22 protein-coding genes are annotated in these 25,401 nt (G+C 33.1%); 11 read left to right on the forward strand and 11 right to left on the reverse strand.

Annotated features, from left to right (window positions below; translation table 11 throughout):
• Nucleotide 1: 1 nt before the first annotated feature.
• Complete coding sequence (gene trmB / locus FG167_RS03685) at nt 2-676, reverse strand: tRNA (guanosine(46)-N7)-methyltransferase TrmB (protein WP_203460083.1); 675 nt, start codon at nt 674-676, stop codon at nt 2-4.
• Nucleotides 677-744: 68 nt separating this feature from the next.
• Here trmB and FG167_RS03690 point away from each other — a divergent pair, with 68 nt between their 5' ends.
• The gene (locus FG167_RS03690; protein ID WP_203460084.1) at nt 745-1,797 is read left to right on the forward strand and encodes a glycosyltransferase; all 1,053 of its coding nucleotides are present in this window, start codon (nt 745-747) and stop codon (nt 1,795-1,797) included.
• On the opposite strand, the gene FG167_RS03695 is transcribed toward FG167_RS03690, so the two are convergent.
• Nucleotides 1,780-2,823 (reverse strand): cell wall metabolism sensor histidine kinase WalK, encoded by a 1,044-nt coding sequence (locus FG167_RS03695; RefSeq protein ID WP_203460085.1) that lies wholly within the window; start codon nt 2,821-2,823, stop codon nt 1,780-1,782. The genes FG167_RS03690 and FG167_RS03695 overlap by 18 nt on opposite strands.
• Before the next feature lie 77 nt (nt 2,824-2,900).
• Nucleotides 2,901-3,584, reverse strand: coding sequence for a response regulator transcription factor (locus tag FG167_RS03700; protein ID WP_203460086.1), 684 nt, complete (start codon nt 3,582-3,584; stop codon nt 2,901-2,903).
• A 251-nt stretch (nt 3,585-3,835) separates the two neighbouring features.
• Here FG167_RS03700 and FG167_RS03705 point away from each other — a divergent pair, with 251 nt between their 5' ends.
• From FG167_RS03705 to FG167_RS03725, 5 genes are all read left to right on the forward strand, one after another.
• On the forward strand, nt 3,836-5,623 hold the full coding sequence (locus FG167_RS03705) for a T9SS type A sorting domain-containing protein (RefSeq protein WP_203460087.1): 1,788 nt from the start codon (nt 3,836-3,838) through the stop codon (nt 5,621-5,623).
• Nucleotides 5,624-5,778: 155 nt separating this feature from the next.
• Nucleotides 5,779-5,958, forward strand: a complete 180-nt coding sequence (locus tag FG167_RS03710) for a hypothetical protein (protein ID WP_203460088.1) — start codon at nt 5,779-5,781, stop codon at nt 5,956-5,958.
• 336 nt (nt 5,959-6,294) lie between these two features.
• Nucleotides 6,295-7,833, forward strand: coding sequence for a T9SS type A sorting domain-containing protein (locus tag FG167_RS03715; protein WP_203460089.1), 1,539 nt, complete (start codon nt 6,295-6,297; stop codon nt 7,831-7,833).
• Between the two features lie 127 nt (nt 7,834-7,960).
• Nucleotides 7,961-8,941 carry an acyl transferase gene (locus FG167_RS03720; protein ID WP_203460090.1) on the forward strand — a complete coding sequence of 327 codons (981 nt, stop codon included), beginning with the start codon at nt 7,961-7,963 and terminating at the stop codon, nt 8,939-8,941.
• 51 nt (nt 8,942-8,992) lie between these two features.
• Complete coding sequence (locus FG167_RS03725; protein ID WP_203460091.1) at nt 8,993-9,433, forward strand: YHS domain-containing (seleno)protein; 441 nt, start codon at nt 8,993-8,995, stop codon at nt 9,431-9,433.
• A gap of 207 nt (nt 9,434-9,640) precedes the next feature.
• Here the strand turns inward: FG167_RS03725 and tyrS are convergent, their stop codons facing one another.
• Nucleotides 9,641-10,948 carry a tyrosine--tRNA ligase gene (gene tyrS / locus FG167_RS03730; protein ID WP_203460092.1) on the reverse strand — a complete coding sequence of 436 codons (1,308 nt, stop codon included), beginning with the start codon at nt 10,946-10,948 and terminating at the stop codon, nt 9,641-9,643.
• Nucleotides 10,949-11,034: 86 nt separating this feature from the next.
• Between tyrS and FG167_RS03735 the strand changes: the two genes are divergently transcribed.
• Entirely contained in the window at nt 11,035-12,042 is a 1,008-nt protein-coding gene (locus FG167_RS03735) for an NAD-dependent epimerase/dehydratase family protein (protein ID WP_203460093.1), read from the forward strand.
• A 68-nt stretch (nt 12,043-12,110) separates the two neighbouring features.
• Here the strand turns inward: FG167_RS03735 and FG167_RS03740 are convergent, their stop codons facing one another.
• From FG167_RS03740 to FG167_RS03750, 3 genes are read right to left on the reverse strand one after another with little or no spacing between them, the layout of a single operon-like run.
• Entirely contained in the window at nt 12,111-12,518 is a 408-nt protein-coding gene (locus tag FG167_RS03740) for a DUF4296 domain-containing protein (RefSeq protein WP_203460094.1), read from the reverse strand.
• Nucleotides 12,518-13,864 carry a dihydroorotase gene (locus FG167_RS03745; protein ID WP_203460095.1) on the reverse strand — a complete coding sequence of 449 codons (1,347 nt, stop codon included), beginning with the start codon at nt 13,862-13,864 and terminating at the stop codon, nt 12,518-12,520. Before FG167_RS03745 ends, FG167_RS03740 begins: the two co-directional genes overlap by 1 nt.
• 10 nt (nt 13,865-13,874) lie before the next feature.
• On the reverse strand, nt 13,875-14,597 hold the full coding sequence (locus FG167_RS03750; protein ID WP_203460096.1) for a polyprenol monophosphomannose synthase: 723 nt from the start codon (nt 14,595-14,597) through the stop codon (nt 13,875-13,877).
• 107 nt (nt 14,598-14,704) lie between these two features.
• Here FG167_RS03750 and FG167_RS03755 point away from each other — a divergent pair, with 107 nt between their 5' ends.
• Complete coding sequence (locus FG167_RS03755; protein WP_203460097.1) at nt 14,705-15,355, forward strand: DUF4271 domain-containing protein; 651 nt, start codon at nt 14,705-14,707, stop codon at nt 15,353-15,355.
• Between the two features lie 21 nt (nt 15,356-15,376).
• The gene (locus FG167_RS03760; protein WP_203460098.1) at nt 15,377-16,126 is read left to right on the forward strand and encodes a uroporphyrinogen-III synthase; all 750 of its coding nucleotides are present in this window, start codon (nt 15,377-15,379) and stop codon (nt 16,124-16,126) included.
• A 72-nt stretch (nt 16,127-16,198) separates the two neighbouring features.
• On the opposite strand, the gene FG167_RS03765 is transcribed toward FG167_RS03760, so the two are convergent.
• The 3 genes from FG167_RS03765 to FG167_RS03775 form a co-directional block, all read right to left on the reverse strand.
• The gene (locus FG167_RS03765; protein WP_203460099.1) at nt 16,199-17,167 is read right to left on the reverse strand and encodes a T9SS type A sorting domain-containing protein; all 969 of its coding nucleotides are present in this window, start codon (nt 17,165-17,167) and stop codon (nt 16,199-16,201) included.
• Nucleotides 17,168-17,258: 91 nt separating this feature from the next.
• Nucleotides 17,259-18,872, reverse strand: coding sequence for a phosphoenolpyruvate carboxykinase (ATP) (pckA, locus tag FG167_RS03770; protein ID WP_203460100.1), 1,614 nt, complete (start codon nt 18,870-18,872; stop codon nt 17,259-17,261).
• A 63-nt stretch (nt 18,873-18,935) separates the two neighbouring features.
• Complete coding sequence (locus tag FG167_RS03775; protein WP_203460101.1) at nt 18,936-19,328, reverse strand: DUF423 domain-containing protein; 393 nt, start codon at nt 19,326-19,328, stop codon at nt 18,936-18,938.
• Nucleotides 19,329-19,405: 77 nt separating this feature from the next.
• On the opposite strand from FG167_RS03775, the gene FG167_RS03780 reads away from it, so the two are divergent.
• Together FG167_RS03780 and FG167_RS03785 are read left to right on the forward strand one after the other, a co-directional pair.
• Nucleotides 19,406-20,770 carry a saccharopine dehydrogenase family protein gene (locus tag FG167_RS03780; protein ID WP_203460102.1) on the forward strand — a complete coding sequence of 455 codons (1,365 nt, stop codon included), beginning with the start codon at nt 19,406-19,408 and terminating at the stop codon, nt 20,768-20,770.
• Nucleotides 20,771-20,952: 182 nt separating this feature from the next.
• Nucleotides 20,953-21,423: an Lrp/AsnC ligand binding domain-containing protein gene (locus FG167_RS03785; RefSeq protein ID WP_055442709.1), complete on the forward strand. Its 471-nt coding sequence runs from the start codon at nt 20,953-20,955 to the stop codon at nt 21,421-21,423.
• Between the two features lie 54 nt (nt 21,424-21,477).
• On the opposite strand, the gene FG167_RS03790 is transcribed toward FG167_RS03785, so the two are convergent.
• Nucleotides 21,478-25,338 (reverse strand): T9SS type A sorting domain-containing protein, encoded by a 3,861-nt coding sequence (locus tag FG167_RS03790; protein ID WP_203460103.1) that lies wholly within the window; start codon nt 25,336-25,338, stop codon nt 21,478-21,480.
• Nucleotides 25,339-25,401 lie beyond the last annotated feature (63 nt).

Here is a 25,401-nt window from a genome sequence, read left to right on the forward strand (position 1 = left end):
ACTATTTTATTTTAAAACGAATATACGTAATTGCTTTGTCTTCTTTAAGATATTGGCTTTCATAAAAGGTTTGAATACTGGTTACCTCTTCTGGACTCCCTTCTTGTTTATATACATTATGGTTTGCATATAACACCTCATGCCCTTCACCATGCAACAATCCTAAAGTATAGCCATGCATAAACTCACTATCTGTTTTAAGATTCATGATTCCGTCTGGTTTTAAAATCGTTTTATAACGTTTTAAAAATTCAGAATTCGTCATTCTATGTTTGGTACGTTTATATTTTATTTGTGGATCTGGAAAAGTAATCCAAATTTCATCTACTTCATTTTCGGCAAAAACATGTTCTACCAATTCAATTTGTGTACGAATAAAAGCTACGTTTGGTATATTTTCTTCGATTGCTGTTTTAGCTCCTCGCCAAAAACGCGCACCTTTAATATCGATACCTATAAAGTTTTTATTTGGATATTTTTCAGCTAAAGCCACGCTATACTCTCCTTTACCACAACCAAGTTCTAAAACTAAAGGGTTATCATTTTCAAAAAAGGTAGCACACCAGTTTCCTTTTAATTTGTATTGCGCATCTACTAGCTCTTCTCTTGTTGGCTCAAATACGTTTTTAAAAGTTTCGTTTTCTTTAAAACGTTTCAGTTTATTTTTACTTCCCACAATTATTTAATGTTTTGGCAAAATTAAGGAAATATTATGAGCCTTGTTTATGCTTATCTTTGTTTTTTATGAAAGGTAAAAAACGAATATTAGTTGCACCTCTAAATTGGGGACTTGGACATGCTACCCGTTGCATACCAATTATTCGTGCATTATTGGCACATAATTTTGAAGTTGTTTTGGCTAGCGATGGGATTGCTTTGCAATTACTAAAAAAGGAATTTCCTGATTTGGAAGCGCTAGAACTCCCATCTTATAATATTGCTTATGCTAAAAACGCGAAACTTTTTAAATGGAAATTATTAAAAGATTCTCCTAAGGTTTTGAAAGCTATTAAAGCGGAAAAAAAAGCAATCAAAGGAATTATTGACACCTATAATATAACTGGAATTATTAGTGACAACAGACTTGGTTTGCATAATAAAAATGTGCCTTGTGTTTTTATAAGTCACCAACTTCAGGTTTTAAGCGGAAGCACTACTTGGTTGAGTACTAAAATGCATCAAAAAATAATGCAACAGTTTGATGTTTGTTGGGTTCCTGATAATTTAGGAGAACCTAATTTAAGCGGAAAGCTTGGTCATGTGGATGTGCCTGAATTACCAAAAAAATATCTTGGACCTTTAAGTAGATTTCATAAAAAAGATACAGAAATCACTACCGATTTACTAGTGATACTTTCTGGACCAGAACCACAACGTACATTTCTAGAAGTAAAGCTATTAGAGGAATTAAAAGCGTTTAAAGGAAGTATTGTTTTTGTAAAAGGAATTATTGAAGAAGTCCAAACCAAATTACAAAAAGACCATATGACTATTTATAACTTTATGACTAGTGATTTGTTAGAGCAAACATTAAATGAAAGCGCATTGGTGTTATCTCGTTCTGGTTATACGACCATAATGGATTTAGCAAAATTAGAAAAGAAAGCGTTTTTTATACCAACTCCTGGGCAGTTTGAACAAGAATATTTAGCAAAAAGATTAGATGTTTTAGGTATTGTGCCTAGTTGTAAACAGGAAGATTTCACCATTGACAAACTACAAGCAGTAGCAACTAGTTCTGGATTAAAGCATTTTGACTATGATGTGAATTATAAAAGGTTATTCGGCCTTTTCTAGCGTGAAAGAGAACTCACTTCCGACTTCAAATTCACTTTCTATGTATATTTTTTCGTCGTGTGCTTCAATAATATGTTTTACTATCGCTAAACCTAATCCGGAACCGCCTTCTTTACGCGAACCACTTTTATCTACTCTGTAGAAACGTTCAAATAATCTTGGGATGTGTTTTTTCTCAATACCTTCTCCATTATCTGTTATACGAACAATCACTTTATTTTTAATAAGGTTTTCAATACTCACTTCGGTGGTACCTTGTTGGCTTCCGTATTTTATAGAATTTACAATAAGATTAGTAAGCACCTGTTCTATTCGTTCTTTATCAGCATTCACTAGAATTGGTTCTGTATAATCGATATCAAAAGCTAAAGTGATATTCTTTTTGGAGGCTTTCATTTCAAAAAGTTCGAAAACACTTTCTATCAATTCTACAATATCAAAAGTCTCTATATTTAGTCTTAGATCACCAATTTCTAATTTAGTAATCATATCTAAATCTTTTACAATATAAATAAGTCGGTCTACCCCTTTATTGGCATTACTTAAATATTTATCGCGGACGTTTTCATCTTTTACGGCACCGTCTAGTAAGGTTAAAATATAACCTTGTACAGTAAATAATGGTGTTTTTAGTTCGTGTGAAACATTACCAAGAAATTCTTTTCGGTATTCTTCACGCACTTTAAGCATTTCAATTTCTAGCTTACGGTCTTTGGCATACTTATCTATTTCTTTAGTAAGCGTTGCCATATCTGTGGTAATTCTTTCTTTTTTTAAAGTGGAAGACTCTAAAAGGGTAAGATCATCATATACTTTTTTAACACGTTTGTAGATAAATTGTTCTACACGATACTGAATAATAACAAAAGAAGAAACAAAACATGTTAAAGCAATGAATACAATTTGAATCCAATCTAGGATATAAAATATATACAAAAAAACACTCATTAAGAGCGTTAAAAAAACAGTGATGTACGAGGCTGTTTTAAAAGCAAACTTGTACGTTCTTTTTAATTTTCTTTGCATGATACTAACTTAATTATAAAAGGATGTACACAACCTAAATTGTTTATGAATTTTAAAATACGAAGTATAAAATAGTATTAATCTACAAATTTATAACCAACTCCTTTTACGGTTTTAAAATAGTCATCCCCTATTTTTTCTCTAAGTTTTCGAATGTGTACATCTATGGTTCTTCCTCCAACAACTACTTCATTTCCCCAAACCTTATCTAAAATATCTTCTCGTTTAAAAACTTTACCAGGTTTAGAGGCTAGTAAAGATAATAATTCAAATTCTTTTCTTGGTAAGATGATTTCCTTTCCTTTGAGTTCTATTTTATATTCTTCCCTATTAATAATAAGACTTCCTATTTTTAGAATATTTTCGTTTCCATCAACCTCTTTAAAGCGACGCAACAATGCCTTAACTTTACTAACTAAAACTTTTGGTTTAATGGGCTTTGTTATATAGTCATCTGCTCCCGCATCAAAACCGGCTACTTGCGAGTAATCTTCTCCTCTTGCCGTTAAAAAAGTAATAATCGTATTATTTAGACTATCTATTTTTCGTATTTGTTCGCAAGCTTCAATACCATCCATTTCTGGCATCATTACGTCTAAAATAATAAGTTGCGGCTTTTCCTTTTTGGCTTTTTTTACTGCTTGTATACCGTTTTCCGCTGTAATAACTTGATATCCTTCCGTAGTTAGATTATAACCAACAATTTCAAGAATGTCTGGTTCATCATCTACTAGTAATATTTTAATGTCTTTCTTCTTCATTTATTTAAAGTTAAGATAATGTAAAGATAAAATTAATAGTAAAAATCTGTTCTAGTTTACATACTAATAACAATATAGTAACATAGGGCACACTATAACCAACTTAGAACCTTTAAAATAGATAAATTTTTTTATAAATCTAATACATAAGAAGATAGCGAATGTTATATTACCATGAATATTTAATTTTCATAATAGATAAAATCATATTTCTACCTATATTTGTATTCTTAACTATAAACAACATAATTATGAAAAAAATTTACTTTTTATTATTATCCGTATTAATGACTTCTGTCTCTTTTGCACAGGTAATTATCACGGAAATTGCTGACCCAAATAACAATGCGGATGCACGTTATATTGAATTACATAACTTAGGTACTTCTGCAGTAGACTTTACTGAAGGTAACGGGTGGCAAATTGACAAATACACGAATGCAAGTGATGCCGTTTCCGTTTCTTTAGACTTAACAGGATCTATTCCTGCTGGTGGCTTCTATATTATAGCATATGATAATAATACCTCTGGAACTTTTGCTTCTGTATACGGAATGACTGCTAACCAACTAGATGCTGTAAATAACGGTGTTGCTGGAAGTAATGGTGATGATGATTTAGTTTTAATTGATGGAACTGATACTATAGTTGATTTCTGGGGAGTGTATGATAGTATGACTGGTACAAACACAGATAACACTGGTACTTGTTCAGAATATGAAGATGGTAGAGCAGAAAGACTTACTTCTGTAACAATGGGTGCAACAACATTTAATGAAGCAGAATGGAATGTTTGGGCTGATTCGGATGTAACCGGTTGTACATCTCATGTAAATGCACCAAGAACAGCTCCTGGTGATTTTGATCCAGGTGCATGGGGAACACCAACATGTAGCTTTAGTTTTACTAATCCTTCTGCAACATGTGACGCAATTACTGCTGGTGTCGATACTTATACTGCTACTATTGATTTTACTGGTGGAGGAAACCCTGCTTTTACAGTATTTGCTGATGCTGGTTCTGTTGATTTAAGTGGTGGAGATCCTGCTACAGATGCAACAGGTACAATTACTATTACAGGACTTACCGAAGGAGTTGACGTTATAATAACTGCCAATGACACTAATCTTTGTAATGTAATGAGTACAATTACTGCTGCAACATGTGTACCTTCAAATACACTACCTATAACAGATGACTTTACCTATGCAGATGGTAGTCTTATTCCAAACGGGCTTTGGTTAACCAATGGTGGTACTGCTGGTGATTTCTTAGTTGCTTCTGGACAAGCTGTGGTTGACCAAGGAGCACCTAGTGAAGATGTAATTATACCTTTTACACCAGTTTCTGGAAAAATTTATTATGGATTAGACTTTTCTGTAGTTGATCCAGGTGCACCAATTACTGGTAGTGATTTTGAATACTTTGCACATTTTAAAGACTCTGGGTTTGGTTTTAAAGCTCGTCTTGATATCGTAGAAGCTACTTCTGGTGGTGATTATACTGTTGGTATTTCTACAGGAACAAGCATTGCTGAAGCTACTTGGGCTGCAGATCTTTCATTCGGAACTACTTATCGTGCAATAGTAATGTATGATCAAGATGCTAATTTAACGCAATTATGGATAGATGCTACTGCTATTGGAGACACTTCTATATTAGGTGGAGATGATGCAGATCCAGGAAATTCAATGGAAGCATTTTCACTTAGACAATCATCTTCATCTACAAATGAAACTGTTCTTGTTGATAATTTAGTGATTTCTCAAAACTTTTCTGAAACTACGTTATCTACACAAAACTTTAACAAAAACACATTTGCAGTATACCCTAACCCTACTACAAATGGTTTTGTAAATATCACTAGTACTTCTAACGAAGCAATTACTGTCACTGTTTTTGATATTCTTGGTAAACAAGTAATCAACCAAACAGTAAACAATAACGTTTTAAACGTTGCTTCTTTAACAAGTGGTGTTTATATTTTGAAACTATCACAAAACGGAAACGTTACTACTAAGAAATTAGTGATAAAATAATTCCAATATTAAGTTATTGTTAAAAGGCTGGTATTCATTTACCAGTCTTTTTTTTTGTAATATTTTTGTCAAAATAATTTTTAAAATTGCTTAATATTAATCTTTAAATGGCAATATAATTGCCTTAACAAGGCAAAAAAAAACAATTATTTATTATGAAAAAAATCTACTTATTATTATTTACATTGTCATGTATCCTTACGGCTAATGCACAACTACAAACTGGAGACATAGCTTTCACTGGCTATAATTCTGACGGCACAGACAGCTTTTCGTTTGTAACTTTTGTTGAAATCCCTGCCAATACTGTAATTATATTCACGGATAATGGATGAAAAGCCGCTGGAGGTTTTAGATCAAATGAAGGAACTGCCACATGGACTTCACCTGCCATTACAATAGTTGCAGGAACAGCTAACTTCGGTACATTTGTCATCTCTGGTATTAATCTTTCTGGATCTGGAGATCAGGTTTTAGCTTACGACCCTAATAATATACAAGGCGCTACTTTAATTGTAGTGCCTTTTTTTATGCCTTGTTTTAAGTTTTCATTAATTAATTGTTTCGTTAAATTTATCATTCAAAACAGCCATAAAATTTATCATTTCGCAATAGGTATTATAATAATAATTCTACTATTTTCGCGATACAAACATTTATAAAAAATAAAAATGAAAAAAATTTACTTTATCGTTATCTTCATGATAGCAACACTTAGCTTTGGACAAGGGTTAGAAGATTTCTCTAATTCTAATGCTAACTCAGGTTACAATGATGGTTCTTTCACAAACACAAATAGTAACATTACTTGGACATACATAGAGTCTAGAGATGCAAATGGAGACGATAATGAATCTGGTATAAACTTACCAGCTTTAATGCTAAGACAATCTTCAGACAATAGTAAAATAACTTCAAGCACAATTTCTGGAGGTATTCAAAACTTTTCAGTAAAACTATATAAAGGATTTACAGGTTCAGGATCAAGACAAGTGGAATTATTCATTAACGGAACGTCTCAAGGAACATCTGCATCTTTTGATGATTATGACGAACATATTTTTTCTTTAACAAACTTAAACATTGCTGGAGATATAACCATTGAAATTACAAATACAACAGGTAAACAAGTAATTATTGATGATATTTCTTGGACAGGCTTTAGCATCAACTGTAACGTTGCAATCAATACTGCAAGCTATACGTGTAATTCGAATACGGTTGGTAATGATAATGATACAGTAACCATTGAAATCCCATACACAGGATCAGACGCTTCTATAACAAGCCTAACAACTACTTCTACGGGTATGATTGGAGGAGACAATCCTGCAGCTACAGAAAACGGTATCATTACAATTACGGGGTTATCTGAAGGAGGTACTTGGGATCTAAGTTTTAACGGAGGAGATTGCGGACTGCTTTCTACTTCTGGAACAGTACCTTCTAATCACTGTGATCCTACTTTAAATACTTGTTTTGACATCAGTAATGGTACTGATAAATTTGAAATATTTAACGCAGAAACAAGTACAGTATGGGAAGAAAGCAATGGAACATATACAGCAAACGGTTACTGTGGTAATGGTTGTGAAGAAGCTGTAGATGGATGGTTAGTTTTTGGACCTCTAGATATTTCTAGCGTTTCTGGATTATCTTTAGCATTTGATGCTTATGAAAACTTTTCAGATACGCCATTATCTATCAATTACACCAGTGATTATGGTGGTTGTCCATCTAATTCAACTTGGACAAACGCGCAAATTTTAACGGGATCTGATGAAGGTGCTATTTCAATCGACTTATCTGCAGCAACTGGTACAGATTTTTATATTGGTATGCAATATGTGGATAATGGAGCTGACGGATATTCAGATTGGGAAATATCGAATGTAGCATTAGCTGCTTATGGAGATTGTCCTGTATTAGGAACAAGAACTGCTGCAGATTGTTCAACACTATCTATTGTAGAAACTTCTATTAACCAAATTTCTATATACCCAAATCCTGTTAATAATGGTTTTGTAAACATCGTTAGCAAAACAAACCAAAAGATTAATGTCACTATATTTGATACATTAGGAAAACAAATAATGAATCAAGAAATAAGCAATAACACTTTAAATGTTGCTTCTTTAACTAGTGGTATTTACATTTTAAAAGTATCTCAAAACGGAAATAGTACTACTAAAAAATTAGTGATTAAATAATTTCCATTTTACATATTATAAAAAGCGTTGCTCATAGAGTGACGCTTTTTTATTTTACCTACTTTTGTTCTCGATATAATTTTTAGTTTTTCAAAAACTAAAAATCACTTGAACGGACAAAATAGTCATGATAAACACAAAAGACATTTTCAACATTAAAAGTCAGACAGATTTTGAAACGGTAGCACTACAAGTTTTTAAATTTCAGTTTGAAAACAATGCTGTATATCGTTCTTTTTGCGATTTATTATACATTCATTCTAGCGATGTAAAACGTGTTGAAGATATTCCGTTTTTACCAATTTCTTTTTTTAAAACACATGCTATATTGAGTACTTCGGAAGAAATTGAAGAAACATTTACAAGTAGTGGTACCACAGGAAGCGTAACTAGCAAACATCAGGTGACTAATGTTTCTATTTATGAGGAAAGCTTCCGAAGCGGTTTTAAACACTTTTATGGCAACATAGAAGACTATACTATTCTTGCCTTACTTCCTAACTACTTAGAACGCGAAGGTTCTTCTTTAGTCTATATGGTTCATGATTTGATTAACCATTCTAATAAACCCGAAAGTGGCTTTTATTTAGATAATCTTTCCGCCTTAAAAAGCAAATTAGAAACGCTAGATAGCCAAGGTGAAAAAGTATTACTTATTGGTGTTTCTTTTGCACTATTAGATCTAGTGGAAAGTCATACATTTCAATTAAAAAACACCATCATCATGGAAACTGGTGGTATGAAAGGAAGACGAAAAGAATTAATACGCGAAGAATTACACGACATTTTAAAACAAGGTTTTGGTGTTCAAAACATTCATAGCGAATATGGTATGACCGAATTATTAAGCCAAGCATACTCTATAGGAAATGGTGTTTTTAAATGTCCAAATTGGATGCGTGTTCTTACTCGTGATACCGAAGATCCTTTATCTATACAAACACCAGGAAAAACTGGTGGGCTAAACGTTATCGATTTAGCAAATATAAATTCCTGTTCTTTTATAGCAACACAAGATTTAGCAAAAGTAAGCAAAGATGGTACTTTTGAAATACTAGGAAGATTCGATAATAGCGATATTAGAGGTTGCAACCTCATGGTATTATAATTCTCTTATGTAATTAGTATTCGATTAAAACGACTCATAAAAAAACAACTTATGAGAACGCTTATCTTTTTATTTTTTATCGCAACAGGAACAATCCAAGCACAACAAATAGATTATAACACAAAAAACGGCGTTGCTGTAGCAGGTTATGATGTTGTTGCATACTTTAACAACGAAGCTGTAGAAGGAAACAAAAAATACACCACACAATACGATGGTGTAACGTATTTATTTTCTTCTGAAAAAAACCGAAATATCTTTATTGAAAACCCTGAAAATTATACACCTCAATATGGAGGGTATTGCGCCTATGCGGTAGCAGTGAAATCTAAAAAAGTATCTATAGACCCAGAAACTTTTGAAATTCGAGATGGTAAATTATATCTTTTTTATAATTCTTGGGGAACCAACACCTTAGAACTGTGGAACGAAGAAAAGCCGAACGAATTAAAAACCAAGGCCGACAAAAATTGGGAAAAAATAAAACAATAATACTGTAAGTAATTAAAAAGAATACCGACTATATAAGTGCTAAGAAAAAGAAAAATTAGTTTTTTAGTAAATTGGTTAGTTTTTAAAGCCTGATTATGAAAATAGTCAGGCTTCTTTTTATCCAAACTTTCGAGTTTTAATCTAAAAGAAAAATGCCTCTTCCTTTAGTAAAAAAGAAGAAGCATTTAAAATAATAGTTGTAAAAACTTAAACCGCTTTTATAATATAGGTATTACGTTTTCCTTTATTAATAACTACATACGTACCATTAATTAAATCGTCATTAGTAATCTTATAATCTTCCTTAACCTTTTCTTTGTTAACCGCAACCGAGTTTTCCTTTAAAGCTCTTCGTGCTTCTCCATTCGATGCTAAAAAGTTTGTTTGTGCAGCTAGTGCAGCAATCATATCTAGGCCTTCTTCAATTTCTTGTTTAGAAACTTCAGCTAGAGGTACACCTTCAAAAACATCTAAAAAAGTATTTTCATCCAAGGTATTTATATCTTCCTTAAAAGACTTACTAAATAAAATATTAGAAGCTTTTTCAGCATTTTCAAAATCCGATTTAGAATGTACCAATGTAGTTACCTCTTCTGCTAATCGTTTTTGTAATAAACGCACATGAGGCATTTCTTTATGCTCCACAACTAAAGCATCAATAGTATCTTTATCTAAAAAGGTAAAAATTTTAATATACTTTTCTGCATCTTCATCGCTTGTGTTTAACCAAAACTGGTAAAACTTATATACCGAAGTCTTGTCGGTATCTAACCAAACGTTTCCGCCTTCACTTTTACCAAATTTAGAACCATCAGCTTTTGTTATTAAAGGGCATGTCATGGCGTATGCTTTCGCTTCTTGGCCAACATTCATACGTCTTACTAACTCTGTACCTGTAGTAATGTTTCCCCATTGGTCACTTCCTCCCATTTGCAATAAACAGTTGTATTGTTTATACAAGTGGTAAAAATCATATCCTTGAATTAATTGGTAAGTAAACTCTGTAAAAGACATACCAACGTTTCCTTCTTCACCAGACAAACGTTTCTTTACAGAATCTTTTGCCATCATATAGTTCACGGTAATTCGTTTACCAACATCACGTGCAAAATCAATAAAGCTAAAGGTTTTCATCCAATCGTAGTTATTCACTAAAATTGGCGCGTTTTTTTCTTCCGAAGAAAAGTTAAGAAAACGAGATAGTACACTTTTAATTCCTGCAACATTATGGTTTAAGGTAGCTTCGTCTAGTAAATTACGCTCATCGCTTTTACCTGAAGGATCACCAATCATTCCTGTTGCTCCACCAACTAATGCAATTGGTTTGTGTCCTGCTTTTTCTAAATGCATTAATAAAATAATAGGAACTAAACTACCAATATGCAACGAATCTGATGTTGGATCAAAACCAATATAAGCCGTTGTCATTTCTTTATTTAATTGCTCTTCTGTTCCGGGCATGATATCATGTACCATTCCTCTCCACGTTAATTCTTCTACTATATTATAGTTCATTTCTTGTATTTTATTCTAAAGTCTAGCAAAGATATGTTTATCCTTGAAAAGAGGAAAGCTAATTACAAAATTAGTATTTTAGCTTTATGATTTTAGTTACAGGAGGAACAGGTTTAGTAGGGTCACATTTACTGTATGAATTGGTTAAAAATGACCAAAAGGTTCGCGCTATTTATAGAAATGAAGAAAAGCTACACACGGTAAAAAAAGTGTTTTCTTATTTTACGGAGGACGTTTCTACACTTTTTAATACGATTGAATGGATTAAAGCCGATATATTAGATATTCCTGTTTTAACGGAAGTTTTTAAAGACATCACCCATGTGTACCATTGCGCAGCGCTTATTTCTTTCGACCCAAAAGATTATCATAAACTTAGAAAAACAAATATTGAAGGCACTGCGAATATTGTTAATTTATGTCTTGCTAATACTATTGAAAAACTGTGTTACGTAAGTTCTATTGCTACTCTAGGAAATCCTGAAGATAATAGTTTAATTGACGAAGAAACGTTTTGGAATCCGGAAGCAGATAATAACGTGTATAGCATCACTAAATATGGTGCAGAAATGGAAGTTTGGCGTGGTACCCAAGAAGGATTAGATGCTGTAATTGTAAATCCTGGAATTATTATAGGGGCTGGTTGCTGGAAGTCTGGTAGCGGATTACTCTTTAAGAAGGTGTATAGTGAATTTCCGTATTACGTTACTGGAACTACTGGATATGTAGATGTAAGAGATGTTGTAGCATCTATGCTTCAACTCATGCAAAGCAATATTATAAACCAACGTTTTGTTATTGTAGCTAAAAATTTAAGTTTTAAACTTTTCACAGAAATTGCCGCGAAATATTTAAAAGTGAAAGCACCACAAAAACGAGCTTCGTCATTAATGCTTGAAATGGCTTGGCGAGCAGATTGGTTAAAAAGTTTTTTAACTGGAAAACCAAGAAGCTTAACAAAACAAAATGCCGTTACCGCTTTATCTGTTATAGATTATAGCAACCAAAAAATTAGTAAAGCTTTAGACTTTCATTTTATACCAATGGAAAAGAGTATAGAAATGGTTACTGCATTATTTTTAAAAGAGCAATAAATTAGTCTAGTATTGTGATTTATTTTTAGAAGAAAGAAATCCTTTAATGATTTTTTCAAAATATCTACCTAAGGCATTGACTTTAACTTTGCACGTTTAATAGAATCTTTTTTTCTCTTTAGTTTACTTTCCTCTTTGTCGATTGCAGTATGTTTTTCTTTTAGCTTTTTCAAACTATCTCTAACTATATTATATATTTCTTCATACACTTCAGGATGATATGTATAATAATAATTACTATCAGCAAACTGAGCACTATCTATTTTATGCTTTTTATAAATATGTTCTTGTAGCTTAACGCCATTTCTTTCCAACACCTTTTTATTAACTCCCTTTGCAGAGTTATACAAAGACACACCAATTATTATATCAACCATCTGCTCCTTAGAAAGAAGATTCTTTGGTTTCTTAGGTTTGTGCTGGCTATAACAAGACACCAATAACAATACACAGATTGCATATAAAAAATTTCTCATTATCTATTAAATGTTAATTGTTTAGCTGCTTTAACATCATAAAACTTAAAGTTTTTATATGCTAAACTTCCATTTACAAAGGTATGTGTAATTCTAGATTTAAAAGTAGTACCTTCAAAAGGAGACCAACCACATTTATATAAAATATTATCTTTTTTAACGGTCCAAGGATTATTTAAATCTACTAATACTAAATCTGCAAAATAGCCTTCTTTTATATACCCACGTTTTTCCACTTGAAATAATATAGCAGGATTATGACACATTTTTTCTACTAGTTTTTCGAGCGTAATTTTGCCTCTATGATGCATTTCTAACATCGCAGGAAGCGCATGCTGCACAAGAGGTCCTCCTGAAGGCGCTTTGGTATATACATTTGTCTTTTCTTCTAAAGTATGTGGCGCATGGTCTGTTGCAATAACGTCTATTCTGTCATCTAACAAAGCTTTCCATAAACCATCTTTATCCTTTTGGGATTTTACTGCAGGGTTCCATTTTATAAAGGTTCCTTTTGCATCGTAATCTTCGTCTGTAAACCACAAGTGATGTACACAAACCTCAGCAGTTATTTTTTTATCTTTTAACGGAATTTTATTGGTAAACAAACTCGTTTCCTTTGCTGTAGAGAGATGAAAAACATGCAGTCGAGCACCTGTTTTTTTAGCAAGTTCAATAGCCTTAGAAGAAGATATATAGCAAGCCTCTTCACTTCTAATATCTGGATGATGCTTTATTGGTATGTCTTCACCAAATTCTTCCATATACTTAGCAAGATTATTTTTAATCGTTGCTTCGTCTTCGCAGTGCACAGCAATAAGTAATTTAGTACTAGAAAATATTTTTTCTAAAACTTCCGGATTATCCACCAACATATTTCCTGTAGACGAACCTAAAAACAATTTTAATGCTGCAACTTGTTTCGGGTCTACTTTTAATATTTCATCTAAATTATCATTAGTACCACCAAACATAAAAGAATAATTAGCAGAAGACGTTTTGGAAGCTATCTCAAATTTTTCGTTAAGCTTTTCTATGGTTGTTGTTTGCGGATTGGTGTTTGGCATTTCGATAAAAGAAGTAATTCCGCCAGCAATGGCCGCTTTAGACTCTGTTTCTATATTTGCCTTTTGTGTTAATCCTGGTTCTCTAAAATGTACTTGATCATCTATAACACCTGGAAGTAAATAGTTACCTTCGGCATCAAATATGTGAACATCTGAAGATTTTGCGCTTATAGATTCACTTATCTCTTTAATATATTCGCCTTCAATAAGAATATCTCCCTCAAAGATACTACCCTCATTTACAATTTTTGCGTTCTTAATAAGTGTTTGTTTGTGTTGCATGAACTTAATTTTACTTTTTAAATAGACTTTTAAATTTCATCGAGATTACGCCAAAAATGGCTTCAGAAATGATACCCGAACTTAATTTAGATTCGCCTTTTGCCCTATCCGTAAAAATAACTGGTATTTCTTTTATTTTAAACTTTTTACAATATGCTTTAAATTTCATTTCTATTTGAAACGCATACCCTGTAAACTTTATTTTATTTAAATCAAATGATTCTAAAACCTCTCTTTTATAGCAAATAAATCCTGCGGTCGTATCATGAATTTTCATTCGTGTAATAAAACGCACATATTTGGAAGCCAAATAAGAAAGTAGAACCCTACTCATAGGCCAATTTACCACATTTACACCTTTTACATAACGAGAACCAATTGCTAAATCTGCTCCATCCACATGACAGGTGTTGTATAAGCGAATTAAATCTTTTGGGTTATGTGAAAAATCTGCATCCATTTCAAAAATATAATCATAATCTCTTGCCAAACCCCATTTAAAACCATGAATATATGCAGTACCTAATCCTGATTTTTCTTTTCTTACTTCTAGATGTAAACGTTCCGGAAATTGCTCTTGTAGTTCTTTAACTTTTAGTGCCGTTAAATCTGGAGAATTATCATCTACTACTAAAACATCAAATGCTTTTTCAAGAGAAAATACCGCCCTAATAATAGCCTCAATATTTTCTATTTCGTTGTATGTTGGTATGATGACAATAGCGTCTTGCATAAAAAGCAATTAATTTTAGCAAATGTACGCTATTTAAAAATTACTTTTTTTTAAATTTTCCTTAAAAAATGGAAGAAGAATACGATTATTTATAATAATTTTACATTATGCTTCGCGAAATTATATCTAATGAAATTTTTACTGTATTACTACTACTTTGTCTGGTTTTAGTTGCCACTACAAAAGTGTTGTATACAAAACGTTTTCATGATTTTACTAATGTACTAGGCAATTTCAGATATTTAAAAGTATACTCTAGAGACTTAAAACTTATTGATGGTTTTGATGCATTACTTTTTATAAACTTATTAATTTCCACATCTATTTTTAGTGTTTTTTTATACAAAAATTTTGTAGGTGAAATTGAAGACATCTCCATATTCTTAATTAAAGTATTTATAGGAATTGCAATACTACTTTTAGCAAAAACATCTATAGAACGCTTACTAGGAAGCTTATTCAACATAGAGAGTACTTTAGATTTTTACGTATTTCAAAAAATGAGCTATAAAATTTTTTTTGGCATATTATTAATTCCTATTAATTTTATATTATTATTTAGCGTAGCACCTTCCCCTATTATTTTACAAATTATTGTAATTGTTTTTATTTTAATAAATTGCATAAGTATCATAGTATCTTACAAGACGTATCAAAGTTTAATAAAATCCAATTTGTTTTATTTTATTTTGTATCTTTGCACTCTTGAAATTTCGCCTTATCTAGTATTATATAAGTTATTTATAGATTACAGTTAAGGTTTAAAAGCTAGCTATTATATGAAAGTCAAAACCATTTTAGTATCTCAACCAGAACCTAAAATAGAAAATTCGCCTTATTTTGATTTGCAAGAAAAGCAAAAAGTGAAGATAGACTTCAGGCCTTTTATTCACGTAGAAGGTGTTCCGGCAAAGGAAATAAGACTTCAAAAAATAGATTTAAGCAATTATACTGCAATTATTTTAACAAGCAGAAATGCTGTAGACCATTTTTTTAGAGTTGCAGATGAAATGCGATTTAAAGTACCAGACAGCATGAAATATTTCTGCCAGTCGGAAGCTGTAGCTTACTACTTGCAAAAATATGTAGTATATAGAAAGCGTAAAATTTATGTTGGTAAGCGAACTTTTTCTGAGTTGTCACCTACTATAAAAAAATATAAAGACGAAAAATTCTTACTACCAACAACAGACAAACTAAAACCAGAAGTTCCAGAAATACTAGATGGTTTAGCTGTAAATTGGAAACAGGCTGTTTTTTACAAAACGGTTATAAGTGATTTATCTGATTTAGAAGATGTATTTTATGACATCTTAGTATTTTTTAGCCCTTCTGGAATTGATTCTTTATTCAAGAATTTCCCAGATTTTAAACAAAATGAAACTAGAATAGCTGTTTTTGGTAACACCACTATTAAAGCGGTAGAAGCACACGGACTTCGTGTAGACATCTCGGCACCAACGCCAGAAACACCTTCTATGACGATGGCTTTAGAAAAGTACATCAACAAAATAAATAAAGGGAAATAGGCTCAGACTATTCCAAAAAAAATCGCAACATATAATATGTTGCGATTTTTTTTTGGTTAGTATTTAATTCTTTTACTGAATTATTAATTTCTTCGTTTGTGATTTCCCACCTGCAAATATTCTTGCTAAATAAACTCCTGGAGCCATTGCACTAATATCTACAGCGTTTTTACCAAATGATAAATCTTTGCTCAACACTAACTTTCCTGTGATATCATAAACTTGAATTTGTGACTCTTGTAAGTTAGAAGTAACATAAATTCTATTTTTAGCAGGATTTGGATAGACATCAAAAGCTAACTCCGTTTCACTAGCAATAGATAGTGTAGGACAACCTGTTGCATCATTTACAAAAGAACTAGTCCCATCTTTTTGCCAAGGTAAAGCTGTTAAATAACCAGCAGTACAATCATCCACAAATATATTCACTAGACTAGTGTTAGAGCGCGCATCAAATGCAGTTACGTTTGCATTGTTACCATTACGCATATCCAGTTCTGTAAGACTATTAAAACTACATGCCAATGAAACCAATGCTCCATTAGTAGATAAATCTAAAGTACTTAATCCAGTTAATCTCACATCTATCACTGTTAAACCGGTATTACCAGATAAATCCAGGCTTCCTACCGGACAACCAGGAATACGAAATTCACTTAACGTGGTATTACTTGCTCCAATTACAATACTACTTAATGAAGAACTACCTTCTGTATTAAGCATGGTTAAATTGGTATTAGCAGAAACATCTAAACTAGTTACTGCGCTATTATACGTTATAACCAAACCTGTTATACCAGTTAATGCTTCAATACCAGTAAAATCATTAATCGCATTGTAAGGCGCTGTGTTACTAATACTTAATATTCCAGTAACCGCAGCAGCCTCACTATCTAATATAAAACCATCTACTGGTCCATTAATAGTGGTAAAGTCGACTAGAAACTGTTCAAAATCGGTATTCGGCACAGCAGTAGACTGTGCCTGAATTTGTAATTGCATGGCTACAACAATAGCCATAAAAAGTAGTGTTTTTTTCATAATTAATAGCTTTATAATTTATAATCATAAAGTTAGGTTATAAAAAAATACTTACAAGACCTTTCAACAAATATTACCGTAGTTTACCTATTTATTCCTGTACATTTGGTGCACCATCAAGAATTTCTTGATTTGCATCCGCTTCAAACTGCTTAAAGTTAGCTCTAAAAGAGTCTGACAATTTATATGCTGTTTTGTAATACCCTTCATCATTATTCCAAGTAGATCTCGGACTTAACACCTCAGTTGGTACATTAGGACAGGTTCTTGGTTGGTTTAATCCAAACACAGAATGTATATGATAATTACCTTTATTAGCAGCCTCTAAACTTCCGTCCATCGCAGCAGTAATCATTGCTCTTGTATATTTTAATTTCATCCTAGAACCAACGCCATAAGGTCCACCAGTCCAACCAGTATTCACCAACCAAACATTTACTCCAGCGTCTTTCATTTTCTGACTTAGCATTTCGGCATATTTTGTTGGGTGTAAAGGCATAAATGGTGCTCCGAAACAAGCAGAAAAACTTGGTAATGGCTCGTCTATTCCAGCTTCTGTTCCAGCAACTTTAGCCGTATAACCAGATATAAAATGGTATGCAGCTTGCCCAGGAGTTAACTTAGAGATTGGAGGTAAAACACCAAAAGCATCTGCTGTTAAAAAGAATATATTTTTAGGGTTTTTACCTATAGAAGGCACTCTAATATTTTCAATATGATAAATTGGATAACTCACTCTAGTATTCTGAGTAATAGAAGTATCTGCAAAATCTACTTCACCTTTATCATTCATTATTACATTTTCTAAAATAGCTCCTTTTTTAATAGCAGCATAAATTTCAGGCTCTTGCTCTTGAGATAAGTTAATTACTTTAGCGTAGCAACCACCTTCAAAATTAAAAACAGTGTTTTCAGCAGTCCAACCATGTTCATCATCCCCAATTAAACTTCTATCTGGATCTGTAGATAAGGTAGTTTTTCCTGTTCCAGAAAGACCAAAGAAAATAGAGGTATCTCCTTCTTTACCAACATTTGCACTACAGTGCATTGGTAATGTATTTTTATATACAGGAAGAATAAAATTTAATGCAGAAAAAATTCCTTTTTTAATTTCACCAGTATAACCAGTTCCACCAATTAATATAATTTTTCTTGTAAAGTCTAAAATAGCAAAGTTATGTTGACGAGTACCATCTATTTCTGGATCTGCCTTAAAATCTGGTGCATTAACAATGGTCCATTCTGGAGAAAAATCTTTTAACTCTTCTTCGGTAGGACGTAAAAACATGTTATAAGCAAACATGTTACTCCAAGGAGTCTCGGTTATAACTCTAATATTTAATTTGTAATCTTTATCGGCGCAAGCATAACTATCTCTTACATAAACTTCTTTGTTAGATAAGTAATCTACTACTTTATTGTATAGCTTGTCAAACTTATCAGAATCAAAAGGAATATTTATATTTCCCCACCAAACTTTATCTTTAGTGACATCATCTTTAACTATAAACCTATCTTTTGGTGACCTACCAGTAAACTCACCTGTATTAACAGCAAGTGCTCCAGACGAAGCGATAACTCCTTGTTTTTTTTCAACCGTAATATTCTGAAGTTGTTCTGGTGAAAGTTGATAATTAACTTTTGCATTTTTGATTCCATATTGTTCTAACGAAATCGTTTTCGTTACTTGAGTATGATTAACCATATTTTAATTGTGTTGTTTAAGATGCAAAATTAAAACTTTATTTTAAAGTAGCCATCTAAAACCCTAATTATCCGCTTTTAGTTTTAAAAAGTTTATCAACAATATCGCCCAAGACCCAATTAACAAAAGGCCTCCCAAAGGGGTAACTAATGCGATTTTATTAAAATTCACAGGTGTCAATGCATTTGTAGACAAACCATAAATAGATCCCGAAAAAAACAAAACACCAACTAACGTCAGTTTATAAATAGTCTTTTTCGATTTTTCTGGTACCCCATTTATACTTCCCAATATTAGCAGAAAAAAAGCATGATACATTTGGTAACGCACACCGGTTTCAAAAGATTGTAAAGACGCTTCCGAAATTAATTCTTTTAAGCCATGTGCTGCAAATGCACCTAGTATAATTCCTAAGATACCCAAAACAGCTCCGGAAATTAATAATTTTTTGTTCATATAATTATGTATTTCGTTTAATTTACCCACAGTATTTATTACATTCGTAAACACAAAATTACTCAACAATTCTCATTATGCGAAAGATTTTAGTCATTGGTTCTGGAAAATCATCCTCATACCTTATTAAATATTTATTAGAAAAATCAATTACCGAAGATTTACTAATTATAGTTGGCGATATAAACTTTACTCACGCTAAAAAATTAATTGGCGATCATGAAAATGCCCAAGCTATTTTATTAGATGTTTTTGATAAACACTCTCGTCAAGAGGCCATACAAAACGCAGATATTGTAGTATCTATGCTACCTGCAAGATTTCATATAGAAGTTGCTAAAGACTGTATTACTTTTAATAAGAATATGGTAACCGCTTCTTATATAAGTCCAGAAATGCAAGCATTAGATAAAGCTGCAAAAGACAAAGGGCTTATTTTTATGAATGAAATTGGCGTCGATCCAGGAATAGACCACATGAGTGCTATGCAAGTCATTGATAAAATTAGAAGCAAAGGTGGTGAAATGATTTTATTCGAATCTTTTACAGGTGGACTAGTTGCTCCAGAAAGTGATAACAATCTATGGAACTACAAATTTACTTGGAACCCAAGAAACGTAGTGCTAGCAGGACAAGGTGGCGCTGGGAAATTTTTACAAGAAAGCACCTATAAATACATACCTTACAACAGACTCTTTAGACGTACCGAATTTTTAGAAGTAGAAGGATACGGCAGGTTTGAAGCCTATGCAAACAGAGATTCCCTTAAATACCAAAGTGTTTATGGCTTAGACAGCATTAAAACATTATATAGAGGTACCATGCGTCGCGTAGGATTTTCTCGTGCTTGGAATGTTTTTGTACAACTTGGTATGACAGACGATAGTTACACCATAGACGATAGTGAAAACATGAGCTACCGCGATTTTGTAAATGCCTTTTTACCATACAGCCCAACAGATTCTGTGGAGCTTAAATTTAGACATGCCTTAAAAATAGACCAAGATGATGTAGTTTGGGATAAATACTTAGAACTAGATCTTTTTAGTAGAACAAAAATGGTGGAACTTAAAAAAGCAACGCCAGCACAAATTTTACAAAAAATTTTAATGGATAGCTGGACACTAGACCCAGAAGACAAGGACATGATTGTTATGTATCATAAATTTGGCTATGCACTAAACGGAAAAACATACCAAATAGACGCAACCATGGTAACACTTGGTGAAGACCAAACCTATACCGCAATGGCAAAAACCGTCGGATTACCAGTAGCAATTGCAACACTCGCAATCCTTAACGAAAAGATCACAACGCCAGGGGTACAAATACCAATTACCAAAGAAGTGTACACTCCTATTTTAAAAGAACTAGAAGATTACGGTATTATTTTTAAAGAAAAAGAAGTGCCTTACTTAGGCTACAACCCGTTACACGTTTAAAATTTTTATAGCGTTTCCCTACTTAGCTTTCCAAAGCTAAGTAGCGTCAGGCTGTACATTAAAATCTTTTTTTGCCATATATAGCAGCAAAAAAAGGATACCATTTCCATCCTTAACGCGAAATTCGATTTCAATTTCAAATCAATTCTGTACATTTATGTTTTTAACTGAAACTAGATCCTGTGAAAACAACAAATAACAACATTCAAATTGATGGTATAGACAAGAAAATACTACGAGCTTTAATGGAAGACGCAAGAACACCAATTCTTGAAATAGCAAGAGGTGTTGGTATTTCTGGAGCAGCCATACACCAACGACTGCGAAAACTAGAAAAGTCTGGTTTAATTGCTGGATCCAAATTTGTAATAAATCCAAAAGTATTAGGCTATACCACCATGGCATATATTGGTGTGTATCTAGATAAAGCTATGAGTAATCCCGAAGCAGTAAAACAACTTAAAAAAATCCCCGAGGTTTTAGAATGCCATTACACCACAGGAAATTGGAGTATTTTTATTAAAATTCTTTGTAAAGACAATGAACATCTTATGCAGGTTTTAAATAAAGACATTCAATCTATTTCTGGAGTTTCTAGAACAGAAACCTTCATCTCTTTAGATCAACAGATTGACCGACAAATTAAAATATAAAAAAAACTCCTAAATTTCTTTAGGAGCTTTTATTTAAAAAGAACTATGAATTAATTATTCTTTTATAACACGTATCGTCTTGGTTACAGTACCAATAGTTACGCTAACAAAATAAGCACCAGTTTGTAAGTTAGACATGTCTAAACTTCTTGTTGTTGTATTTGGTATTTCTGTTAAAACGGTTTGTCCAAGCATATTAAATACTGCAATCTTAGACATTTCTTTTTTAGCTGTTATGTTTAACAATCCTTTTACTGGATTCGGGTAATAGCTAAACAATTGTTCGTCTTCAATTCCTGGAATGGATAAAGTAGAATCGGTAACAGTAATACTAAAACCACCTTCAAATCTTCCTGAAGTTATCGGAGAAACAGGAGGTCCAGCAACACCATCACTCCAAACTCTAACATAATAGGTAGCACTTGGTACTAGCCCTGTTAAAGCTACTGTTTCCCCTCCATTGTATGCAGAACATGCTATAATATCAACATCTAATTGTGAACAATCTAAAGACGAATATACAGCAACATTGGCTTGATCAGACGTATCCGTAATAACTGTTGCTATAGTAGCTTGCCCAGAAGCTGGACCTTGAAAAGTGTACCACACATCTGCTTTAAAGGTATATGAATCACATTCTGTATCATCATCTTCTCCAACAGTACTATCTGTTGCTCCTGCCGTGGTTTGACCTGTTAACGTAACACCTAAGTTAAGAGATGTTGGATTAGCACATAAATCATTTCCTGGTGATGGAACACTTGTAATACAATCCACAACCATTTCATAATCTCCATCATCATCATCATAACCTTCTATCATAATAAAGTACGTTATGTTTGGTTGCGCAGTAAAAGTAAGTACAGATTGATCCCCAGAACATGCTTCGGAATCATCGTTAAATGCAATAAGATTACTTTGCAAACAATCATCAAAAATTCGAAAAGCAGTATCGTAATCCGAACCGCACAATGACAAGTTTACATCGGTTAAAGTAGCACTCATGAAAGAGTAATACACATCATTAGAAGGATTACCTCCACTATCTGTTGCGCTAACTGTTGAACCAGTAACCGTTTCACCGCATGTCACTGCAATAGTTCCTGTACACAAGTCATTAGCAGGTGCTGGACAAGTAAAGGTTACGGCTCCTAAATCCACATCGCAGGCAACATCATTTCCATGTTGCAAGGTAAAGTTTATAGATGTTCCTGAGGCATAAGGACCCAGTTCATAGGTACCAGTTGTCGTAACAGTTGTAGATGCAGTTCCGTCAAATATTACCGGACTACCATTACCTACATCGGTAACATTTACATCCACATAAAAACCACTATTTGCGCAATCTTGAGTGCCAAGAGTTGCGGTTGCAGCTCCTGCCGCACAGGTATCTACAATATCTACTTTAATATTATGAAAGCCAAAGCTATTTAATTCCCCACTAACAGGGGCCGAAATATTAAAACTCGAAATATCTGTTGCATTTAACACGCTGGTAATGGCGATAGCTCCAGATCCTAAAGGATAAGATGTAGGACTAGATATTTCAAGATCATCGTTATTGGTAACTAATATGGTACCCGGATTCAAAGCATCATAATCCATACCTTTTAAAGTGAAATTGGTTGGAAATCCATTTCTAGTTATGGACAAAACGTGTGGATTTAGCGGATCTCCAAAACTATGAAAAAACACAAAATCTCCTGGTAGACCAGGTAATTCTTCTAGATCTTCATCCCCAGAATGCGCAATAGTTAATACATAGGTATCTCCATCTTTAACTATTGTTTCTGTAATAATATTTAACGTATCATCATCTACTGCTGTATCTATAGTGAAAATCACCTCGTCACAGGTATTAGAAACGGTACCTATTACCACATCACATGTTGGATCTACTCCGTGTTGCAACGTAAAGGTTACTGGTGTTCCTATTGGATAGGTTCCAACACCAAACGTTCCTGTACCTGTTATAGGGATAGAATTTGTACCATCAAATAAAACAGGACTTCCTCCACTACCTAAATCCGTGATATTTATAACTGCATAAAAAGTACCTGCATCACAATCTTGAAACGGTGTATCCAATTGCGCGGTTCCCGCTGCAGGGGAACAAGGTGGCGGACAAGTATCTGTCACGGCTCCTAAATCGACATTACAGGTAATATCCGTTCCGTGTTGTAAAGTGAAATTGACTGGTGTTCCTGTTGGATATGGTCCAAAATCGTAATCACCTATTGCTGTAACTGGCGTAGTAGTTGTACCATCGAAAATAGATGGTGTACCACCTCCTAAATCGGTTACATTTACTTGCGCAAGAAACGTTCCTGCTCCACAATCTTGACTTACAAAAGTTGCTGTTCCTACTGGTGGCACGCAACCTTCTTCGATATCTATGCTAATATTATGGAATCCAAATAGATTTAAATCATCCGTATTATTCGTACCAATTTTAAAACTTGAAATATTTACACCGTTTAAAACATTAGTAAAATTTAAAGCTCCAGACGACCCAGCATCATACGATGTATATGCGGAAATTACTTGATCATCCTGGTTTCGAACGTATATACTTCCTGTTCCCGCTGCGTCATAATCTATTCCATTTAAAGTAAAATTTGCTGGAAAACCATTTCTTGTTACCGATAAAACAAATGGGTCAAGCGGATTCGTCGTACTATGATAAAAGAATAAATCGGATGGATTACCAACTACTCCAAGAAGTGCCTCACTACCAGAATGATCTACAGTTAACACAAACGTATCTGCGCCAACAACAATAGTTTCTGTAATATTTGTACCATTATCTACTGCGGTATCAATAGTAAAAATTATTTCATTGCAAGTATCTTTTACAATACCTAAATCCACATTACATGTACTATCGCTACCATGTAGTAAGGTAATTGGTATAATTGTACCAGCCGCATAAGGCCCAAGTGTTGTAATACCTGTTGCCGTAACTGGAGAGGATGTAGTACCATCATATATTACTGGACTTCCTCCACTTCCTAAATCTGTTACATTTACATCTACCAAAAATGTCCCTGCTACACAATCTTGTGAATTCAACATTACTGTTCCTGCTGGTGGTAAACAAGGTGGCGGACATGTATCTGTCACGGCTCCTAAATCGACATTACAAAAAGCATCACTACCGTGTTGTAAAGTGAAATTTACTGGTGTTCCTGTTGGGTAAGGCCCAAAATTATAAACACCCGTTGCAGTAACTGCTGTAGTAGTTGTACCATCAAAAATAGATGGTGTTCCACTTCCTAAAGCTGTAATATTTACATCAGCCATAAATGTTCCTGCTCCACAATCTTGACTCACAAAATTTGCTGTTCCTGCTGGAGGAACACAAGCTTCTACTATACTCACATTAATATTATGGAATGCAAAATCAGTATTATCTGAAAAATCTGGTTGAATAATCTTAAAAGCACTAATATCTGCAGCATTAGCTGGATTCGTTATATTAATTGCACCAGAACCTACTACATATTGTTGATTTATTGAAATCTCGGTATCATCTTGATTTAAAATGGATATAAATCCGGTCTCTACCGTATCATAATCAATTCCATTTAAATTAAAGTTTGTAGGAATCCCATTCCTAGTAAGTGTAAGAGTAAATGTATTTGCATTAGCCCCGCCACTACCATAATAAAAAGCCCAATCTCCAGTACTTAATTCAAATAAAGTCTCAGCTCCTGAACCAGGAACATCAATTAACAATACATACGTATCAGACCCTACCATTAGTGTTTCTGTAATACTAACGCCATCATCCTGTGCCGTATCAATTGTGAAATTTATATTCTGAGCAATAGCAGAATAACTAAATAGCAATAAGACACAAAAAACACGGATGCTTTTGAGTATTGCTTTTTTTAAATTGTAGTTCTTTTTCATAATAAATATATTTATGTTAATACCATAAGGATACCGTCAAAAAACAATTTGGCGGTATCCTTT

The sequence above is a fragment of the Lacinutrix sp. WUR7 genome (assembly GCF_016864015.1).
Lineage (GTDB): Bacteria > Bacteroidota > Bacteroidia > Flavobacteriales > Flavobacteriaceae > Oceanihabitans.